Annotated in this window: 17 protein-coding genes; 9 read left to right on the forward strand and 8 right to left on the reverse strand. The window is 70.4% G+C overall.

Going from position 1 to position 20,160, the window contains the following annotated elements; genetic code table 11:
- Positions 1-69 precede the first annotated feature (69 nt).
- Genes ACQEV8_RS10500 through ACQEV8_RS10515 form a run of 4 tightly spaced genes read left to right on the forward strand, consistent with a single transcriptional unit; the run spans position 70 to position 3,658 of the window.
- Positions 70-882, forward strand: a complete 813-nt coding sequence (locus ACQEV8_RS10500; protein ID WP_432959260.1) for an aminoglycoside N(3)-acetyltransferase — start codon at positions 70-72, stop codon at positions 880-882.
- A 31-nt stretch (positions 883-913) separates the two neighbouring features.
- Positions 914-1,837 (forward strand): ABC transporter ATP-binding protein, encoded by a 924-nt coding sequence (locus ACQEV8_RS10505; protein WP_432959262.1) that lies wholly within the window; start codon positions 914-916, stop codon positions 1,835-1,837.
- A gap of 50 nt (positions 1,838-1,887) precedes the next feature.
- Positions 1,888-2,604, forward strand: a complete 717-nt coding sequence (locus ACQEV8_RS10510) for an ABC transporter permease (protein ID WP_432972589.1) — start codon at positions 1,888-1,890, stop codon at positions 2,602-2,604.
- A gap of 4 nt (positions 2,605-2,608) precedes the next feature.
- Positions 2,609-3,658, forward strand: a complete 1,050-nt coding sequence (locus tag ACQEV8_RS10515; RefSeq protein ID WP_432959264.1) for a COX15/CtaA family protein — start codon at positions 2,609-2,611, stop codon at positions 3,656-3,658.
- Here the strand turns inward: ACQEV8_RS10515 and ACQEV8_RS10520 are convergent.
- The 3 genes from ACQEV8_RS10520 to ACQEV8_RS10530 form a co-directional block, all read right to left on the reverse strand.
- On the reverse strand, positions 3,655-4,761 hold the full coding sequence (locus ACQEV8_RS10520; RefSeq protein WP_432959266.1) for an amidohydrolase family protein: 1,107 nt from the start codon (positions 4,759-4,761) through the stop codon (positions 3,655-3,657). The genes ACQEV8_RS10515 and ACQEV8_RS10520 overlap by 4 nt on opposite strands.
- Before the next feature lie 148 nt (positions 4,762-4,909).
- Positions 4,910-5,242: a hypothetical protein gene (locus ACQEV8_RS10525; protein ID WP_432959268.1), complete on the reverse strand. Its 333-nt coding sequence runs from the start codon at positions 5,240-5,242 to the stop codon at positions 4,910-4,912.
- Between the two features lie 58 nt (positions 5,243-5,300).
- Positions 5,301-6,218, reverse strand: coding sequence for a heme o synthase (locus ACQEV8_RS10530; RefSeq protein ID WP_432959270.1), 918 nt, complete (start codon positions 6,216-6,218; stop codon positions 5,301-5,303).
- 384 nt (positions 6,219-6,602) lie between these two features.
- On the opposite strand from ACQEV8_RS10530, the gene tkt reads away from it, so the two are divergent.
- Genes tkt through pgl form a run of 5 tightly spaced genes read left to right on the forward strand, consistent with a single transcriptional unit; the run spans position 6,603 to position 13,318 of the window.
- A complete protein-coding gene (tkt, locus tag ACQEV8_RS10535) occupies positions 6,603-8,708 on the forward strand; it encodes a transketolase (RefSeq protein WP_432959272.1) in 2,106 nt (701 codons plus the stop codon).
- Between the two features lie 34 nt (positions 8,709-8,742).
- Positions 8,743-9,861, forward strand: coding sequence for a transaldolase (tal, locus tag ACQEV8_RS10540; protein ID WP_432959273.1), 1,119 nt, complete (start codon positions 8,743-8,745; stop codon positions 9,859-9,861).
- Between the two features lie 4 nt (positions 9,862-9,865).
- Positions 9,866-11,389 (forward strand): glucose-6-phosphate dehydrogenase, encoded by a 1,524-nt coding sequence (gene zwf, locus ACQEV8_RS10545; RefSeq protein ID WP_432959275.1) that lies wholly within the window; start codon positions 9,866-9,868, stop codon positions 11,387-11,389.
- A complete protein-coding gene (gene opcA / locus ACQEV8_RS10550; RefSeq protein WP_432959277.1) occupies positions 11,386-12,519 on the forward strand; it encodes a glucose-6-phosphate dehydrogenase assembly protein OpcA in 1,134 nt (377 codons plus the stop codon). The genes zwf and opcA overlap by 4 nt, the downstream gene beginning before the upstream one ends.
- A gap of 13 nt (positions 12,520-12,532) precedes the next feature.
- Entirely contained in the window at positions 12,533-13,318 is a 786-nt protein-coding gene (pgl, locus tag ACQEV8_RS10555) for a 6-phosphogluconolactonase (protein WP_432959278.1), read from the forward strand.
- Positions 13,319-13,482: 164 nt separating this feature from the next.
- On the opposite strand, the gene ACQEV8_RS10560 is transcribed toward pgl, so the two are convergent.
- The 5 genes from ACQEV8_RS10560 to ACQEV8_RS10580 form a co-directional block, all read right to left on the reverse strand.
- On the reverse strand, positions 13,483-14,322 hold the full coding sequence (locus ACQEV8_RS10560; RefSeq protein WP_432959279.1) for a carbohydrate ABC transporter permease: 840 nt from the start codon (positions 14,320-14,322) through the stop codon (positions 13,483-13,485).
- Positions 14,319-15,680, reverse strand: a complete 1,362-nt coding sequence (locus ACQEV8_RS10565) for an ABC transporter permease subunit (protein ID WP_432959281.1) — start codon at positions 15,678-15,680, stop codon at positions 14,319-14,321. The genes ACQEV8_RS10560 and ACQEV8_RS10565 overlap by 4 nt, the downstream gene beginning before the upstream one ends.
- Before the next feature lie 6 nt (positions 15,681-15,686).
- Positions 15,687-17,018, reverse strand: a complete 1,332-nt coding sequence (locus ACQEV8_RS10570; RefSeq protein ID WP_432959283.1) for an ABC transporter substrate-binding protein — start codon at positions 17,016-17,018, stop codon at positions 15,687-15,689.
- 52 nt (positions 17,019-17,070) lie between these two features.
- Positions 17,071-18,729 carry a glycoside hydrolase family 13 protein gene (locus ACQEV8_RS10575; RefSeq protein WP_432959285.1) on the reverse strand — a complete coding sequence of 553 codons (1,659 nt, stop codon included), beginning with the start codon at positions 18,727-18,729 and terminating at the stop codon, positions 17,071-17,073.
- A 155-nt stretch (positions 18,730-18,884) separates the two neighbouring features.
- Complete coding sequence (locus ACQEV8_RS10580) at positions 18,885-20,156, reverse strand: ABC transporter substrate-binding protein (protein ID WP_432959287.1); 1,272 nt, start codon at positions 20,154-20,156, stop codon at positions 18,885-18,887.
- Between the last annotated feature and the right edge of the window lie 4 nt (positions 20,157-20,160).

The following is a 20,160-nucleotide window of genomic DNA, read 5'->3' on the forward strand; positions in this document are numbered from 1 at the left end:
CTGCGGAAACGATCATTGATCGATCAAACCGGTGGCATGCCGGAGCCCCTTCGGGGACACTCCGGAACCATGTCCACACCCCCTCCGACCGGCCCTCTTGTCACCCGGGACACACTGCGGACGCAGTTGGGCGAACTGGGCGTGCGGCCCGGTGAGACCCTCCTCGTGCACTCCTCGCTCAGCGCCCTCGGCTGGGTCAACGGCGGCGCCGTCGCGGTGGTGCGGGGACTGCTCGACGCGCTCGGCCCGGAGGGCACCCTGGTGGTCCCCACCCAGACCGGGGACCTCTCCGACCCCGTCCTGTGGCGCAAGCCGCCCGTACCCCCGGAATGGTGGGCGGCCATTCGCGCCACGATGCCCGCGTACGACCCCCGGATCACGCCCGCACGCGGGGTCGGCGTCGTCCCGGAGACGGTGCGGACCTGGCCCGGCGCACTGCGCAGCGCCCATCCGCAGACCTCGTTCGCGGCGGTCGGGCCGCGCGCGGCGGAGCTGACCGGGGGACACGCACCCGACTGCAGGCTCGGCGAGCGCAGCCCGCTCGCGAAGCTGGAGGCGACCGGCGCCCGGGTCCTGCTGCTCGGTGCCGGCTACGCCTCCTGCACCAGCTTCCACCTCGCCGAGTACCGGATACCGTCCCCGCGCGTGGCCGTGGGCCGACCGGGTCCCGATGGCTGGGAGACCGTGACCGAGGTGTCGATCAGCTCGGACCGCTTCGACGAGCTGGGCTACGACTTCGAACGGGACCGTCCCGTCGTACGCGGGAAGGTGGGGGCGGCCGAGGCCCGGCTGTTCCCGGTGGCGGACGCGGTGGCCTACGCCGAACGGTGGCTGGCGGTGCACCGGCCCCGCGAGGAGGAGTTCCCGCACCCCCCGGTCTGAGCCCGGCCCCGCGTACCTAGACTCTGGACCCATGCGAAGTGAGCCCGTGGTCCAGGTCCAGGCCCTGGTGAAGCGGTACGGCCCGAAGACCGCGGTGGACGGGCTCGACCTGGTGGCCCGGGAGGGTGTGACCGCCGTGCTCGGCCCCAACGGGGCGGGCAAGACGACGACGGTCGAGACCTGCGAGGGGTACCGGAAGCCGGACGCCGGCACGGTGCGCGTCCTGGGCCTCGACCCGGTGAGACAGTCCGGGCGGCTGCGGCCCCGCATCGGCGTGATGCTCCAGTCCGGCGGTGTGTACTCGGGCTCCAGGGCCGACGAGATGCTTCGCCATGTCGCCAAGCTGCACGCTCATCCGCTGGACGTGGACGCGCTCGTCGAGCGCCTCGGGCTCGGCTCCTGCGGGCGTACGACGTACCGGCGGCTTTCGGGCGGGCAGCAGCAGCGGCTCGCGCTGGCGATGGCCGTGGTCGGGCGCCCCGAGCTGGTGTTCCTGGACGAGCCGACCGCCGGTCTCGACCCGCAGGCCCGCCACGCGACCTGGGACCTGGTCCGGGACCTGCGCGCCGACGGCGTCTCGGTGATCCTCACCACCCACTACATGGACGAGGCCGAGCAGCTCGCCGACGACGTGGCGATCATCGACGCGGGCCGGGTCATCGCGCAGGGCTCCCCGGAGGAGCTGTGCAAGGGCGGCGCCGAGAACACCCTCCGCTTCACCGGCCGCCCCGGTCTGGACGTGGGCTCGCTGCTCAAGGCCCTGCCCGCCGACTCCTCGGCCGCCGAGCTGACGCCGGGTTCCTACCGGGTCGTCGGCAAGATCGACCCGCAGCTGCTGGCGACGGTCACCTCCTGGTGCGCCCAGCACGGCGTGATGCCGGAGAAGATCGCGGTGGAGCGGCACTCCCTGGAGGACGTCTTTCTGGAGCTGACCGGTAAGGAGTTGCGCTCGTGACCGCCACCGGCACCTATGCGCCGAAGCCGGGGGCCGCGCCCCTGTCCCGCATGATCGCGGCCCAGGCCGCGCTCGAGACGAAGATGCTGCTGCGCAACGGCGAGCAGCTGCTGCTGACGGTCGTGATCCCGACCCTGCTGCTCGTCCTCTTCAGCACTGTGGACATCGTCGACACGGGCTCCGGTGAGGCGGTCGACTTCCTCGCCCCCGGCGTTCTCGCGCTCGCGGTGATGTCGACGGCGTTCACCGGCCAGGCGATCGCGACCGGCTTCGAGCGCCGCTACGGCGTGCTGAAGCGGCTGGCCTCCTCGCCTCTGCCGCGCTGGGGGCTGATGACCGCGAAGACACTGTCCGTGCTGGTCACCGAGGTGCTCCAGGTGGTCCTGCTGACGGTGATCGCCTTCGCGCTCGGCTGGTCGCCGCAAGGAAACCCGTTCGCCGTCCTGCTGCTCCTGATCCTCGGCACGGCGGCCTTCTCGGGCCTCGGCCTGCTGATGGCCGGGACGCTGAAGGCAGAGGCGACGCTGGCCGCCGCCAACCTGGTGTTCCTGCTGCTGCTCGTCGGCGGCGGGGTCGTCGTCCCGCTGGACAAGTTCCCCTCCGCCGCGCAGGACGTCCTCGGCCTGCTGCCCATCTCGGCGCTGTCCGACGGGCTGCGGGACGTGCTCCAGCACGGCGCCGGGACACCCTGGGCCGACCTGGGGATCCTGGCGGTCTGGGCCGTGGCCGGGCTGGCCGCGGCCGGACGGTTCTTCCGCTGGGAGTAAGGCCATGAGGGACCCTCGTGAAAGCGTGCACAAGCAGCGCCCTACGATGGGTCGCGTGCCAAAAGTGACCCGCGCCGACGCCAAGGCCGCCCTGCGCAACCCGCTCGCCTTCATCGCCGCACGCTGGACCCCGGAACCCCGGACCGTCCAGCGGGCCGCCATGTCCGCCGTCGTGATGTCGGTGCTCATCGTGGTCACCGGCGGTGCCGTACGGCTGACCGGCTCGGGCCTGGGCTGCCCGACCTGGCCCAAGTGCACCGAGAACTCCCTCACCGCCACCAGCGAGATGGGCGTCCACGGCGTCATCGAGTTCGGCAACCGCATGCTGACGTACGTGCTGTGCGCGGCCGTCGGCTGGGCGATCATCGCCGCGCGCTCGCAGAAGCCGTACCGGCGGGGCCTGGTCCGGCTGGGCTGGGCGCAGTTCTGGATCGTGATGAGCAACGCGGTGCTCGGCGGCATCGTGGTGCTGGTCGGTCTCAACCCGTACACGGTCGCGGCCCACTTCGTGGCGACGTCCGCGCTCATCGCGGTGGCCACGGTGATGTGGCAGCGCACCCGTGAGGGCGACACCGCGCCGCGTCCGCTGGTCGGCAAGGCCGTGCGGCAGCTGGTGTGGTGCCTGACGGCGGCCGCCGTCCTGCTCATCCTCATCGGCACGGTCGTGACCGGCGCGGGCCCGCACGCGGGCGACTCCAGCGAGGTCGAGCGGATGCCGGTCGACTGGGAGACGGTGAGCAAGCTGCACGCCGTGCTGGCGTGGATCGTGGTGACGCTGACGTTCGCCCTGTGGTTCGTCCTCAAGGCGGTCGACGCCCCGAAGGGCCCGCTGAAGCGCACCCGCGAACTGTTCCTGATCCTGCTCGCGCAGGGCGTCATCGGATACGTCCAGTACTTCACGGACCTGCCCGAGGTCCTGGTCGGCCTGCACATGTTCGGCTCGGCCGTGATGTGGATCTGGGTGCTGCTGGTGGTGATGTCGCTGCGGGAGCGCTCCGAGGCGGGCGTGGACCTGCCCGGTCCGACCGCCGAGGCCACTCTGACGAAGGCCTAATCCAGCCCGTACACCCTGCGCGCGTTCCCCGACGCCAGCATCCCCGCCACCCGCTGCGCGTCGGTCAGCGACCACGCGCCCTCGGCGACCCAGGTGCCGAGCACCCGGCCGAGTGCCTCGCGGAACAGCCGGGCCGCCACCACGTGCAGTTCGGGCAGTCCCTGGGCGCCGCTGGAGAAGAGGATCTTGCCGAACGGGGCCAGCTCCAGGATCTCCGCGAGGACGGTCGCGGCCCGGGCGCCGGTACGGACCAGGGCGGCGCCGCAGTCGACATAGATGTGCGGGAAGACGCCGGCGAGATGGGCGGCGTGCCGGTGGTACGGGTAGCCGTGCAGCAGGACGAGGTCCGTGCCGAGCCCGGCCGTGGCCCGTACGAAGTCCGTCAGCAGCACCGGGTCCGTACGGTCGATGCGCAGGCCCGGCGCCCCGAGCCCCGCGTGCAGCTGGAGCGGCCGGCCCGAGGCGACGGCGCTCCACAGCAGATGCCGCAGCAGCACGGGGTCGCTCAGCTCCCCGCCGACCCCGCGCCCCGCGAGCCAGCGGCCCACGGCCCCCCGCACCTCGCCGGGCCCCGGCGGCTCGGGGGCGAGCGCGAGGCCGTGCCGGACACCCGCGACCGAGGTGAAGGCGACGGCGTGCGCGGCGGCGGCGTGCACGGACTCGGCGAGGTTGGCGAGGAAGGACTCCACGGTCCCGGAGGTGTCGGCGACCTGCTCGGCGAGGAGTTCCAGGCGCACGATCTCATGGGCCTCGGCGGCGCCGGCGGAGGCCAGCTCGCGGGGCTCGGTGAGGTCGCCGGGCAGGCCGGTGTCGACGAGGTACGTCGTGATGCCGCTGCCGCGCAGGAGGCGGCGGCCGGACTCCAGGACGCCGAGTTCACGGCGGCGGGCCAGGTAGTGGGCCGGGGTGCAGTGAGGTTCCAGGCCGAGCAGGGGCGGGCACCAGCGCCGCACGGCGAAGCCGGTCTGGGTGTCGAAGAGGGTGGTGCCGGGGGCGGGTGGGCCCTCGGTGCGGGAGAGGTGGGCCTCGAAGGTGCCGAGGCCCAGTTCCGTGCGGAGTACTCCGTGGCAGTACTGGTCTACTAGGGACGGCGTTTCGATCATCCGGGCCTCCCGGTGTGGACCCTGTTGCTCTCAAGGGTCCTAACGGGTGAACCGGGTTCGAGGTCGCGGTCCGGGGGTGGGGTGCCGGTGACGTACGGCGGCTGCGGGCCGCGTTTGGTCGCTCGTGCAGTTCCCCGCGCCCTTGAGGTCAGTCGTTCTTGGGGCCGCCTACCTGGATTCCGGCCATGCGCGTCCACTCGTAGCGGCCCGTCGTCACCTTCGCCGCGAATTCGCCGTCGAAGGACTCGTGGCGGGTGATGCCCGACTTCTCCACGGCCTGCTCGGCGATCTCGAAGGAGGGGGCCACCAAGTCGCCCCAGTTGCCGTCGTCGCCGACGAGGACGATGCGGGCTCCGCGTTCGCCGAGGTAGGCGATCTGGCCCTCGGCGCCGCCGTGGTCCTTGGAGAAGGAGGAGATCTGCTTGGCGAGCCGGGCGACCTTGCGCTCGGCCTTCGGGTCAACCTGCTGCGTGTCTGCCATGGCCAGGATGCTACTCACGAGTAGATCCACTGGCGAGGGCAGGGCCCTGTGACGTACGTCAGCGCAGGAACGGGTCGACCGCGACGGCCACGAACAAGATCGACACGTAGGTGATCGACCAGTGGAAGAGGCGCATCTCCTTGAGCTTGGCGCCCGTCACCTCTGCCTTGGCGCGGTTCTGCAGGCCGTGTGCCTCCCACAGCCAGAAGCCGCCGGCCAGCAGGGCGACCGCCGTGTAGAACCAGCCCGTGTAGCCGAGCGGGGTCAGCAGGAGGGAGACGGCGACCATGACCCAGCTGTAGATCACGATCTGCTTGGCGACCACCTTGTTGGAGGCGACCACCGGCAGCATCGGCACGCCCACGCGCGCGTAGTCCTCCTTCACCTTCATGGACAGCGGCCAGTAGTGCGGCGGCGTCCAGAAGAACATGACGAGGAACAGGATGACCGGCGCCCACGACATGGAGTTCGTGACCGAGGACCAGCCGATCAGCACGGGCAGGCAGCCGGCGATGCCGCCCCAGACGATGTTCTGCGAGGTACGACGCTTGAGGATCATCGTGTAGACGACGACGTAGAAGAGGAGCGCGCCGAGGGAGAGCCAGGCCGAGAGCCAGTTGACCGCGAGGCCGAACAGCAGCGTGGAGACCACGGCCAGGGTGATGCCGAAGGCCAGGCACTCGCGCGGGCTGACCATCCCGGTGACCAGCGGGCGCTGCGAGGTGCGGTCCATCAGCGCGTCGATGTCGCGGTCGATGTACATGTTGAGCGCGTTGGCGCCGCCCGCCGACAGGTAACCGCCGACGCACGTCAGCAGCACCAGCGTCAGGTCGGGCACACCCTGCTGCGCCAGGAACATCACCGGAACCGTGGTGATCAGCAGCAGCTCGATGATCCGCGGCTTGGTGAGAGCCACGAACGCCATGACACGGGCCCCGAGCGGCCGGTGGGCCGGGCTCTGGTCCGTCCCGGTCATCCCCGCTGGACGGGATTCAACGGCCGTCACGCACACCCCTACAGAGACATCCCAGCAAGCCTCAGCCGTGTGAAGTCCCGGTAAAGGCTCGCGCGTACCACGCCACTTTAGACGTTGCCCAGAGTCGGACATTCGCGGGGGTCGGGTCGTGTTGAGGGGAGGGTTCCGACGGGCGCGTGGAAGCTCGATTGAGCACCCGGATGAGCGGCTGCGTATTCACATGTCTCATGCGGTTCGGCCCAGTCAGGAGGCGGATCGGGAGGAGGCCCGGCACTCTGGAACGACCCGGAAGAACGCATGTCCCACGGGGGTAGGCTCGACTGCGGCCGGTGGGCGCCCCGATACACCGGTATCCGAACATGTGGAGAGGAGCCCTGACCCAGGGTGAGCACCAAGCCGACCACCACAGACCTCGAGTGGACCGAGTTGGACCAGCGGTCCGTCGACACCGCGCGTGTCCTGGCCGCCGATGCCGTACAGAAGGTCGGTAACGGCCATCCGGGTACGGCGATGAGCCTGGCGCCTGCCGCCTACACCCTCTTCCAGAAGGTGATGCGGCACGACCCGGCGGACGCCGACTGGGTCGGGCGGGACCGCTTCGTGCTGTCCGCCGGCCACTCGTCGCTGACCCTCTACACCCAGCTGTACCTGGCCGGTTTCGGCCTGGAGCTGGACGACCTGAAGTCCTTCCGCACCTGGGGTTCGAAGACCCCGGGTCACCCCGAGTACGGGCACACGACCGGTGTGGAGACGACGACCGGCCCGCTCGGACAGGGCGTCGCGAACGCGGTGGGCATGGCGATGGCCGCCCGCTACGAGCGCGGTCTGTTCGACCCGGAGGCCGCCGAGGGCGAGTCCCCGTTCGACCACTTCGTCTACTGCGTCGCCGGTGACGGCTGTCTGCAGGAGGGCATCTCCGCCGAGGCCTCGTCGATGGCGGGCCACCAGAAGCTGGGCAACCTGGTCCTGCTGTGGGACGACAACCACATCTCGATCGAGGGCGACACCGAGACGGCCGTGTCCGAGGACACGGTGAAGCGGTACGAGGCGTACGGCTGGCACGTGCAGCGGGTGGCGCCGAAGCCGGACGGCGACCTGGACCCGCACGCGCTCTACGACGCGATCGAGGCGGCCAAGGCCGTCACCGACCGGCCGTCGTTCATCGCGATGCGCTCGATCATCGCCTGGCCCGCCCCGAACGCGCAGAACACCGAGGCCGCGCACGGCTCGGCGCTGGGTGACGACGAGGTGGCCGCGACCAAGCGGGTCCTGGGCTTCGACCCGGAGCAGAGCTTCGAGGTCTCCGACGAGGTCATCACGCACACCCGCAAGGCGCTGGAGCGGGGCCAGGCGGCCCGGGCCGTGTGGGAGAAGGCGTACCAGCAGTGGCGGGACAACCACCCCGACCTCGCCGCCGAGTACGACCGTGTCGCCAAGGGTGACCTGCCCAAGGGCTGGGAGGAGAAGATCCCGGTCTTCGAGGTCGGCAAGGGCGTGGCCACGCGTGCCGCCTCCGGCAAGGTGCTGCAGGCCCTCGGCGGGGTCATCCCCGAGCTGTGGGGCGGCTCGGCCGACCTGGCGGGGTCCAACAACACCACCATCGACAAGACCAGCTCCTTCCTCCCGGCGGACAACCCGCTGCCGGAGGCGGACCCGTACGGCCGCACGATCCACTTCGGTATCCGTGAGCACGCGATGGCCGCCGAGATGAACGGCATCGCGCTGCACGGCAACACCCGGATCTACGGCGGCACGTTCCTGGTCTTCTCCGACTACATGCGCAACGCGGTGCGGCTGTCGGCGCTGATGCACCTTCCGGTGACGTACGTGTGGACGCACGACTCGATCGGTCTGGGCGAGGACGGCCCGACGCACCAGCCGATCGAGCACCTGGCGTCGCTGCGGGCGATCCCGGGTCTGAACGTCGTGCGCCCGGCGGACGCCAACGAGACCGCGATCGCCTGGCGCGAGATCCTCAAGCGCTGGACGAAGGAGTTCGGCAAGGGGCAGCCGCACGGTCTGGCGCTGACGCGTCAGGGTGTGCCGACGTACGAGCCCAACGAGGATGCCGCCAAGGGCGGTTACGTCCTGTTCGAGGCCGACGGCGGCGAGCCCGAGGTCGTCCTCATCGCCACCGGCTCGGAAGTGCACGTCGCTGTCGAGGCGCGCGAGCAGCTCCAGAGCGCCGGCGTGCCCACGCGCGTGGTGTCCATGCCGTGTGTGGAGTGGTTCGAGCAGCAGGACCAGGGGTACCGGGACAGCGTCCTTCCGCCGGCCGTGAAGGCTCGCGTGGCGGTCGAGGCCGGTATCGGCCTGACCTGGCACAAGTACGTCGGGGACGCGGGCCGCATCGTCTCCCTGGAGCACTTCGGTGCCTCGGCCGACGGCAAGGTCCTTTTCCGCGAGTTCGGCTTCACCGCCGAGAACGTGGCCGCCGCCGCCCGGGCAGTGCTTGATTCCGGGAATGAGATCGCCGCAGCTCAGCGCTGACGCTCATATACGACACGTAGGAGATGGAATTTCCATGACAGACGCACTCAAGCGCCTCTCCGAGGAAGGCGTAGCGATCTGGCTGGACGACCTGTCGCGCAAGCGCATCACGTCCGGCAACCTCGCCGAGCTGATCGACCAGCAGCACGTCGTGGGCGTCACCACCAACCCGACGATCTTCCAGAAGGCGATCTCCGAGGGTGACGGCTACGACCAGCAGCTGTCGGACCTCGCCGCCCGCAAGGTCACCGTCGAAGAGGCCATCCGCATGATCACCACGGCGGACGTCCGCGACGCCGCCGACATCCTGCGCCCCGTCTTCGACGCCACCGGCGGCCAGGACGGCCGGGTCTCGATCGAGGTCGACCCGCGCCTCGCGCACAACACCAAAGCGACGGTCGCCGAAGCCCGGCAGCTGGCCTGGCTGGTGGACCGCCCCAACACGCTCATCAAGATCCCGGCCACCAAGGCGGGTCTGCCGGGCATCACCGAGACGATCGGCAACGGCATCAGCGTCAACGTCACGCTGATCTTCTCGCTGGAGCGCTACCGCGAGGTGATGGACGCCTACCTGACCGGTCTGGAGAAGGCCAAGGCCAAGGGCCTGGACCTGTCCACGATCCACTCGGTGGCGTCCTTCTTCGTCTCGCGCGTCGACACCGAGATCGACAAGCGCATCGACGCCCTGGGCACCCCCGAGGCCAAGGCGCAGCGCGGCAAGGCCGCCATCGCCAACGCCCGGCTCGCCTACCAGGCGTACGAGGAGGTCTTCTCGAGCGACCGCTGGAGCGCGCTGGAGCGTGCGGGCGCCAACAAGCAGCGTCCGCTGTGGGCCTCCACCGGGGTGAAGGACAAGGCGTACAAGTCCACCCTGTACGTCGACGAGCTGGTCGCGCCGAACACGGTGAACACCATGCCGGAGGCGACCCTGTACGCCACCGAGGAGCACGGCGAGATCACCGGCAACACCCTCGCCGGCACGTACGAGCAGGCCCGCGCCGACCTCGACGCGGTCGAGCGGCTCGGGATCAAGTACGACGACGTGGTCCAGCTGCTGGAGGAGGAGGGCGTCGAGAAGTTCGAGGCGTCCTGGACCGACCTGCTGAAGTCGACCGAGGCCGAGCTTCAGCGCCTCGCCCCCTCGGAGGGCTGAACAGGTGTCGAGCAGCAACCCGCTGCGTGACCCCGCGGACCGACGGCTCCCGCGTATCGCGGGGCCGTCGGGCCTGGTCATCTTCGGCGTCACGGGCGACCTCTCACGCAAGAAGCTCATGCCCGCCGTGTACGACCTCGCCAACCGGGGCCTGCTGCCGCCGGGCTTCTCGCTGGTGGGTTTCGCGCGCCGTGAGTGGGCGCACGAGGACTTCGCGCAGGAGGTCCACGACGCGGTCAAGGAGCATGCCCGCACGCCCTTCCGCGAGGAGGTCTGGCAGCAGCTCATCCAGGGCATGCGCTTCGTCCAGGGCACCTTCGACGACGACGACGCGTTCGAGCGGCTGCGCTCGACGATCGAGGAGCTGGACAAGGCACAGGGCACGGGCGGCAACTTCGCCTTCTACCTCTCCGTGCCGCCGAAGTCCTTCCCGGTGGTCATCCAGCAGCTGAAGAAGCACCAGCTGGCCGACCAGCAGGGCGGCTCCTGGCGACGCGCGGTCATCGAGAAGCCCTTCGGTCACGACCTGAAGTCGGCCGAGGAGCTCAACAAGGTCGTCCACGAGGTGTTCGCCCCGGAGCAGGTCTTCCGGATCGACCACTACCTCGGCAAGGAGACCGTCCAGAACATCCTGGCCCTGCGCTTCGCCAACACGATGTTCGAGCCGATCTGGAACCGGTCCCTCGTGGACCATGTGCAGATCACCATGGCCGAGGACATCGGCATCGGCGGCCGGGCCGGGTACTACGACGGCATCGGCGCCGCCCGTGACGTCATCCAGAACCACCTGCTCCAGCTGCTGGCGCTCACCGCCATGGAGGAGCCGGCCTCGTTCGACGCGGACGCGCTGGCCGCCGAGAAGACCAAGGTGCTCGGCGCCGTACGGCTGCCGAAGGACATGGGCCGGGACACCGTGCGCGGCCAGTACTCGGCCGGCTGGCAGGGCGGCGAGAAGGTGACCGGCTATCTCGACGAGGACGGCATCAACGCCTCGTCGAAGACCGACACCTACGCCGCGATCAAGCTGGAGATCGACAACCGCCGCTGGGCGGGTGTCCCCTTCTATCTGCGCACGGGCAAGCGGCTCGGCCGCCGGGTGACGGAGATCGCGGTCGTCTTCCAGCGCGCCCCGCACTCCCCCTTCGACACGACGGCCACCGAGGAGCTGGGCTCCAACGCGATCGTCATCCGCGTCCAGCCGGACGAGGGCGTGACGGTCCGCTTCGGCTCGAAGGTCCCCGGTACGTCGATGGAGATCCGGGACGTGTCCATGGACTTCGCGTACGGCGAGTCCTTCACGGAGTCCAGCCCGGAGGCGTACGAGCGTCTCATCCTGGACGTTCTCCTCGGTGACTCGAACCTCTTCCCGCGCACCGAGGAGGTCGAGCTGTCCTGGAAGATCCTCGACCCGATCGAGGAGTACTGGGACAAGAACGGCAAGCCCGCCCAGTACCCGGCCGGTACCTGGGGGCCCGTCGAGGCGGACGAAATGCTCGAGCGACACGGACGGAGCTGGCGCCGGCCATGAAGACAGACCTGACGGACACCACCGCCAGCAAGATCAACAAGGCGCTGGTGCAGGGCCGCCGGGCGATCGGCACCCCGGCGGTCGGCATGGTGCTCACGCTGGTCATCGTGACGGACGAGGAGAACGCCTACGACGCGCTGAAGGCGGCGAACGACGCCTCGCACGAGCATCCCTCGCGCACGCTCGTCGTCATCAAGCGTGTCTCCCGCTCGCCCCGCGACCGCACACAGTCCCGCCTGGACGCGGAGGTCCGGCTGGGCGCGGACGCCGGCTCGGGCGAGACGGTGGTGCTCCGCCTGTACGGCGAGGTGGCCGAGCACGCCCAGTCGGTGGTGCTGCCGCTGCTGTTGCCGGACGCCCCGGTGGTGGCGTGGTGGCCGGTGAGCGCGCCGCTCGACCCGGCGAAGGACCCCCTGGGCGCCCTCGCCCAGCGCCGGGTCACCGACACCTACGCCTCCGAGCAGCCGGTCCGCGACCTGGCGACCCGGTCCGGGACCTACACCCCCGGCGACACGGACCTGTCCTGGACCCGCATCACGCCCTGGCGCTCCATGCTGGCGGCGGCCCTCGACCAGGTCACCTGCGAGGTCAGGGCCGTCGAGGTGGAGGGCGAGGAGTTCAACCCGAGCTGCGAGCTGCTGGCGATGTGGCTCGCGGACCGGCTGGACGTCCCCGTGAAGCGCTCGTTGTCCGGCGGCCCCGGTCTGACGGCGGTCCGCCTGGACACCAACTGCGGCCCGATCAAGCTGGACCGCGCGGACGGCTCCCTCGCCACGCTCTCCATCGACGGCCAGCCGGACCGTGGAGTGGCGCTCAAGCGCCGGGAGACGGCCGAGCTGATAGCGGAGGAGCTGCGGCGGCTCGACCCGGACGACACATACGCGTCTGCCCTGCGGTACGGGGTGGACCGGCTGAAGTCCTCCTGGTCGGCGCCGGTCCCTCGGGTCTCCGGCGAGTCGGTGGCCAAAGGAGAGAGCGGAGAGCCCAAAAGTGACGGGCGAGGCCGCCTCGCCCTCCCCGCTCCCGTCGAAAGGGCTGCGCAAGCACCCGCTGCGGAAGCGACGGCGCAGGAACCGGTGAAGCCGGAACCTCCCAGGCTGGAACCGGTACGGAAGGCTACAACGAAGTGAGGGCTACGACGAAGTGAGTACGGCACCGCAGCTGGTCGTGCACCGCGACAAGGAGCTGATGGCGCAGGCCGCGGCGGCGCGGCTGATCACGAAGATCGTGGACGCGCAGGCCTCCCGGGGTTCGGCGTCCGTGGTCCTCACGGGCGGCCGCAACGGCAACGGCCTGCTGGCCGCGCTGGCCGGGGCGCCCGCCCGGGACGCCGTCGACTGGAGCCGGCTCGACCTGTGGTGGGGCGACGAGCGGTTCCTGCCCGAGGGCGACCCGGAGCGCAACATCACGCAGGCGAGGGAGGCACTGCTGGACGCGGTGCCGCTCGATCCGAAGCGGGTGCACGCGATGCCCGCGTCGGACGGCCCCCACGGCGCCGACGTGGACGCGGCGGCGACCGCGTACGCGGAGGAACTGGCGCGGGCGGCGAGCCCGGAGAACCACGGCCCCGTGCCGACGTTCGACGTCCTGATGCTGGGCGTCGGTCCGGACACCCACGTCGCGTCCCTGTTCCCGGAGCTGCCGGCGGTACGCGAGACGGACCGTACGGTGGTCGGCGTCCACGGCGCGCCCAAGCCGCCGCCGACCCGGGTGACGCTGACGTTGCCGGCGATCCGGGCGGCTCGTGAGGTGTGGCTCCTGGCCGCGGGCGAGGACAAGGCCCGGGCCGCGGCGATCGCGCTCTCGGGCGCGGGCGAGATCCAGGCCCCGGCGGCCGGGGCGTACGGCCGCAGCCGGACACTGTGGCTGCTGGACGGGGCGGCGGCCTCTCAGCTTCCGCGCTCGCTGTATCCGCCGGCGTCGGCCTGACGTACCAGGGGGCTCCGCCCCCTGGACCTCCGGACGTTCGCCCACCCACCACCCGATGCTGTCAGCCAGGAGGCTGGACTCGCGAGTTGCCCCATTCAAGGGCAGTTTCAGGTGGCGGGTGGGCACAGGCGGGGGTCCAGGGGCGGAGCCCCCTGGTACAGCTGCTACTTGACCGACCCTGCCATGACACCCTGCACGAAGTGCTTCTGGAACGCGAAGAACACGACGACAGGGACGACCAGCGACACGAACGCCCCCGGCGCCAGCACATCGATGTTGCTGCCGAACTGCCGGATCTGCGACTGGAGTTCCACCGTCAGCGGCTGCGAGGAACTGTCCGCGAACAGCAGCGCCACCAGCATGTCGTTCCACACCCACAGGAACTGGAAAATCGCCAGGGAGGCGATCGCCGGCCGCCCCACGGGCAGGACGAGCCGCGTGAAGATGCGCCACTCGCTGCCCCCGTCCATGCGCGCGGCCTCCAGCATCTCCTTCGGTATCTCGGAGAAGTAGTTCCGCAGCAGGAACACGGCGAACGGCAGTCCGTAGGCGACGTGGAAGAGCACGACACCGGGGATCGTCCCGAACAGCCCCAGCTGCCCGAAGAGTTTCGCGACCGGCAGCAGTCCGATCTGCACGGGCACCACCAGCAACGCGACGACGAGCAGGAAGACCGACTCCCGCCCGGGGAAGTCCAGCCACGCGAAGGCGTACCCCGCGAGCGCCGCGATGACGACGACCAGCACCGTCGTCGGCACCGAGATCAGCACCGTGTTCCAGAACGCCGTCGTGATCCCGGCGTTCCCCAGCAGCTCCGAGTAGTTGTCGAAGGACAGCTGCCCGGGGCTGGTGAACACCGTCCACCAGCCGCCCTTCGCGGTGTCCTCGGCGGACCGCAGCGAGGACAGGAACAGTCCGGCCAGGGGCGTCATCCACACCAGACCCACGATCACGAGGAAGGCCTGGACGACCCCGTTGCCCAACCCGCGCCGAACCGCGTTCATCGCTGACTCCTTCGGAAACGGCGGACGTTGAACACCATGGCCGGGACCACCAGCAGCAGGAGCAGCACCCCGAGCGCGCTGCCGAGCCCCTGGTTGTTGCCGCCGCCGAACGACACCAGCCACATCTGCGTCGCGAGCACGGTCGCGTCCTCCTGCACCGGCCCGGGCGCGATGATGTAGACGAGGTCGAACACCTTCATCACGTTGATCACCAGGGTGATGAAGACGACCGTCAGGACGGGCGCCAGCAGCGGCACCGTGATCCGCCGGAAGATCTGCCACTCGTTGGCACCGTCCATCCGTGCCGCCTCCAGCGTGTCCCGCGGGAGCGTCGCCAGGCCGGCGCCGATGAGCACCATGGAGAAGCCGGTCCAGATCCACAGGTACGCGCCGATGATCGCCGGTGTGACCAGCGCCGGTCCGAGCCAGGAGACGCCCTCGTAGGGCGGGGCGAAGTTGGACGACGGCAACCGCACCGCGTAGGAGCCCGGTTCGAGTCCCACGAAGCGGAAGGAGCCGTCGGACGCGGTGGTCGCCGTGGCGACCGGCTTGCCGTCGCGCACCGCCTCGACCTTCATCTCGGGCAGTCCGCTCTCCTTCCGGTCGACCTTGCCCTGCTCCCCTCCCCCGCCGGGCGTGAAGTCCAGGTAGACCACGCCCCGGACTTCGCCGGAGGCGGCCTTCTGTCCGGCCGCCTCGTACGCGGGCTCGGTCCCGGCCGGAAGGTCGTCGGGGAGTACGCCGACCAGACCGAGCGATACCGCGTTGCCAGGCGACACGCTCTGACTCGTGCGGTACGACCCGTCCTTCTCCTTCGTCAGCCCCTGCCCGTCACGCGCCCGGGCCGTCGGGTAGGACGAGGAGCCCTCGAACGCGTCGTGGACGGAGACCACCGCCGCGTTGAGGACGCCCTTGTCGGGGTCCTCGTCGTAGGCGAGGCGGAAGATGATGCCGGCGGCGAGGAAGGAGACCGCCATCGGCATGAAGAGGAGCAGTTTGAAGGCGGTGGCCCATCGGACCTTCTCCACCAGGACGGCGAGGATCAGCCCGAGGCCGGTCAGCAGGGCCGGTGCGACGACGACCCAGATGGCCGTGTTGCGGACGGCGTTGAGGGTCGCCGGGTCGCTGAACATCTCGGCGTAGTTGTCGCCGCCGACGAAGGTCGTCCCGGAGGCGTCGAAGAAGCTGCGGCCGATGCTGAACAGCACGGGGTAGACGACGAGCGCGCCGAGCAGCAGCAGCGCGGGCAGCACGAACAGCAGGGCGATGACCTTGCCGCGCCGGCGCAGGCGCCGCGTGCGGTCGGCGATCGTGCCGGGCGGCGGGGGGCTCGTCTCTTTCACGAGGGTCGCTGTCATGGCGTATCAGTCCTGGTAGGCCTTGGCCGCCGCGGCCTCCAGCTTCGCCGCGGTGCCCTTCGGGTCGGACGGGTCGCGCAGGAAGTCCTGGAGCAGCTTCCACTCGCCGGTGCCCTTCGTGCCGCCGAAGGCCGCGGGGGCCTGGTCGGACATGTCGAAGCGGACCGAGTCGCCGGCCTGGACGAGGGACTTGGCGGTGGCGCGGGTGACGTCGTCGCCGTACTTGGCGAGGTCGAGCTCCTTGTTCGGGGAGAGGAAGCCGCCCGCCTCGGCCCAGACCGCGGAGGCCTCCGGTGTGGCCAGGTACTCCGTGAGAGCCTGCGCGGCCTTCTGGTTCTTGCCGTCCTTCAGGACGGCAGCCGCGTCACCGCCGCTGACGACAGGCGCCTCGCCGCCGCCGACCGCGGGGAACGGGAAGAAGTTCGCGTCCTTCCCGACGGTCTTGCCGAACTGGTCCTTGGCGACGCCTGCGACGAAGTCGCCCTCGTAGACCATGCCGGCCTCGGGCTCCGGCCCGAAGACCTTCTCCACGGAACCGGGGAAGTCGGTGTTCAGGGCGCCCTTCTGGCCGCCGGCGATGAGCTGCTTGTCCTTGAAGAGCTTGCCCAGTGTGGTGAGGGCGTCGACGACCGACGCGTCGGTCCACTTCAGCTTGTGCGCGGCGAGGGCGTCGTACTTCTCGGGTCCGGCCTGGGAGAGGTAGACGTTCTCGAACCAGTCGGTGAGGGTCCAGCCGTCCTGTCCGGCGACGGAGAACGCGGCGAGCCCGGAGTCGGACACGGTCTGCCCGGCCTTCAGCATCTCGTCGTACGACTTGGGCGGCTTCACTCCGGCCTGGGAGAGGGCGTCGGGGCTGTACCAGACGGTCGACTTGTGGGCGGCCTTGAAGTACAGGCCGTAGAGGGTGCCGTCGACGCTGCCGTACTTCTTCCACACGGGGGCGTACCCCGCGTCCACGGACTGCTCGGTCTTCTTCGACAGCGGCTTGAGCCAGCCCTTCTGCGCGAACTGCTTGAGCACGCCGACCTGCGGGACCATCACGACGTCGGGGGCGTTGCCGCCCTCGATCTTGCTGCCGACGACGGTGGAGACGTTGTCGCCGGTGGACGTGAACTGCGTCTTGGCGCCGGTCTTCTCGGTGAAGGCGTCCAGCACCTTCTGGAAGTTCTTCTGCTCGGTGCCGGACCAGACGCCGGCCACGGTGACCGTCTGGCCGCTGAGCGCCTTGTCGCCGCCGCCGGCCGTGACGGGGCCGCCGCCGCAGGCGGTCGCGCCGAGCGCCAGTCCGCCAAGGATGCCGGTGCAGCCGGTGAGCAGGGTGGTACGTCGTCGCATCATCGTTGATGTCCCTTCGGGGAGTTGACCTGCGAGGAGTTGCCTTGTGGGGAGTTCAGGAACGGATCCACCAGGCGGCCGTGGAGCCGGGCAGTACCCCGGCGGGGCACGGGCCGCTGGCGAGCAGGGGGGTGCCGGGGACCGGCGCGGGGGTGGGTGCCGTACCGAAGTTGACGGCGCACACCAGGTCGTCGCCGCGGGCGAAGGCCAGGACGCCGGGCGGGGCGTCCAGCCAGCGCAGCGTGCCCTCGCCCAGCTGGGGCAGGGTGCCGCGGAGTTGGAGGCCGTCGCGGTACAGGTGCCAGAAGGAGCGGGTGTCGGCGAGGGCGCGGTCGGTGGCGTACTCGGCGAAGTACTCCGGCTGCGGCAGCCACGGCTTGGCGCTCTCCTCGCCGGAGGTGAAGCCGAAGGGCGAGGCCTGCCCCGACCAGGGCAGCGGCACCCGGCAGCCGTCACGGATGCGGGCCCGGCTGCCGGTGCGGTGGAAGATCGGGTCGGTGAGCACGTCGTCGGGCAGGTCGACGACCTCGGGAAGGCCGAGCTCCTCGCCCTGGTAGATGTAGGCGGCGCCGGGCAGTGCCAGCATCAGCAGCGCGGCGGCGCGGGCCCGGGCGGCCCCGAGGCCGCTGCCTTCGGTGGCGGGTTCGCCGTAGCGGGTGACGGTGCGGACCTGGTCGTGGTTGTTGAGGACCCAGGTGACGGTCGAGCCGGTGCCCGCGATGTCGTCCATGGCCTCCGCGATGACCTTCTGGAAGGCCTCGGCGTCCCAGGAGGCGCTGAGCAAGTCGAAGAAGAAGGCCTGGTGGAGCTCGTCGGAGCGGACGTACCGGGCGTGCTCGCGGGCGGTCGGGACGGAGACCTCGCCGACGAGGAGGCGTTCGCAGCCGTCGCGCTCGGTGTACTCCTCGCATATGGAGCGCCAGCGCCGCCACACGTCGTGCACCTCGGGCTGGTTCCAGGCGAGCGGGTTGACCGAGTCGCGGGTGCGGGCGTCGGCCTCCGGGTCGTCGGAGTCGGGCAGCTCCGGGTGCTTGTAGAGACCGGCGGCGACGTCGATGCGGAAGCCGTCGACGCCCCGGTCCAGCCAGAACCGCAGCACCCGGTCGAACTCGGCGGCGACCTCCGGGTCGCGCCAGTTCCAGTCGGGCTGCTCGGGCGTGAACATGTGGAGGTACCACTGGCCGGGCCGCCCGTCCGCCTCGGTCACCCGGCTCCACGCCGGGCCGCCGAACATCGCGTGCCAGTTGTTGGGCGGTTCGTCGCCGTCCGGACCGCGGCCGTCGGCGAAGTGGAAGCGGGCGCGGGCCTCGCTGCCGGGAGACGCGGCGAGGGCCTCGCGGAACCAGGGGTGCTCGCTGGAGCAGTGGTTCGGGACGATGTCGAGCAGCACCTTGACGCCGAGCCGTCGCGCGGCGCCCACCAGCAGGTCGAACTCGGCGAGGTCGCCGAAGAGCGGGTCGACGTCGCAGTAGCCGGCCACGTCGTAGCCGTGGTCGTGCTGCGGCGAGGGATAGAAGGGGCTCAGCCAGATCCCGTCGACGCCGAGCTTCTTCAGATACGGCAGTCCGGCCCGGACGCCGGCGAGGTCGCCGACGCCGTCGCCGGTGCTGTCGAGGAAGCTGCGGACGTAGACCTGATAGATCACTGCGTCACGCCACCAGTGGTGCCTGTTCAACCCATCGACCTGTCTCTGAGGAGGGCAGCGGTTATGCATGCATGTTAAGTAGGCGTGTCGAGAGGGTGTCAATGAAAAGGCGCAAGCTACTGAGCAGTTGATGTGGCGCTTATGCGCATCAATCGGGCATTTCTCAGCCAGATGAGATGTCCGCGTTACCTAACAAGTAACTAGAAGCGGGTCGCTCGGAAGCGCTAGCCGCGCGAGATGACGTCGAGCTCCCGCGCCAGACGGCGCACCGCCGCCGCCGGCGGCTCGTGTCCGGCCATCGCGTCGTGCACGACCGCCTGGACGACCAGGCTGACCTGGTCGTAGCGCGGGCTCTTGGGGCGCGGCGCGGCCGCGAGCACGCTCTGGCGCAGGGTCGGCAGATACGGGAACCTGCGGATGAGCTGCGGGTCCTTGTAGAGATCGGCCCGTACGGGCGGCAGCGCGCCACGAGTGAGGACCTGCCGCTGGACGCGCTCACTGGTGAGGTACGCGATCAGGCGGGCGGCCGAGTCGGGATGCCGGGCGTGTGTGCTGACGGCCAGGTTGGAGCCACCGAGGACACTCGTCCCCGGCCCGTCCCGTCCGGGCAGCGGTACGGCGCCGATCTTCCCGGCGACCCGGGAGCCCGGGGCGGAGGCACCGACGTACGCGTACGGCCAGTTCCGCAGGAAGAGCAGCCGGCCGTCCTGGAAGGCCTGCTTGGACTCCTCCTCCTTGTAGGTCAGCGCCTCCTTCGGGATCCAGCCCTCTCGCACGCCGCGCGCCAGGAAGCCGATGCCCTCGCGGGCCGCCGCCGAGTCGACGGTGACGCGCTCGCCCTCGTCGCCGAGGATCGAGCCGCCCGCCGAGTAGACGGCCTCGGCCGCGTTGACGGTGAGGCCCTCGTACGGCAGGAACTGTCCGGCGTAGCCGTCGAGGCCGTACTTCGGGGCGATGGTCTTCGCGTACCGCTCCAGCTCCGCCCAGGTGCGCGGCGGCGCGACGCCCTCCTTGGCGAGGACGTCCTTGCGGTAGAGGAGCAGGCCGGCGTTGGTGACGTACGGGACGGCGTACAGCTGTCCGTCGTAGGTCGCCGTGTCGACGACCGGCGGGAGGAAGGTCTTCAGCGGGAAGCGGTCGCGTGGCAGGGGCCTGATCCAGCCCGCGGCGGCGAACTCCGAGGTCCAGTTGACGTCGATGTTGAGCACGTCGAACCGGCTGCGGTCGCCGTCGCGCAGATCGGTGGACATCTGCGCCTGGGTCTCGTCGGCCGAGTCGGGCAGCTCGACGAGGGTCACCTTCTCGCCGGGGTGGGTACGGTTCCAGCCCTCCAGCAGGGGGCCGAGATAGCCGGTGAGGTCCCCGGCGGTGGCCAGGGTGAGCGGTCCACGGCCGCCCTCCGGCGGCTCTCCTGCCTGCGCTCCGGCGGCGACATAGCCTGTCAGGACCACGACGAGAACGAGAAGGCCCCTACCCGCGGCATGGATCCACCGCATAGGT

The sequence above is a fragment of the Streptomyces sp. CA-179760 genome (assembly GCF_050937045.1).
Classification (GTDB): Bacteria; Actinomycetota; Actinomycetes; order Streptomycetales; family Streptomycetaceae; genus Streptomyces.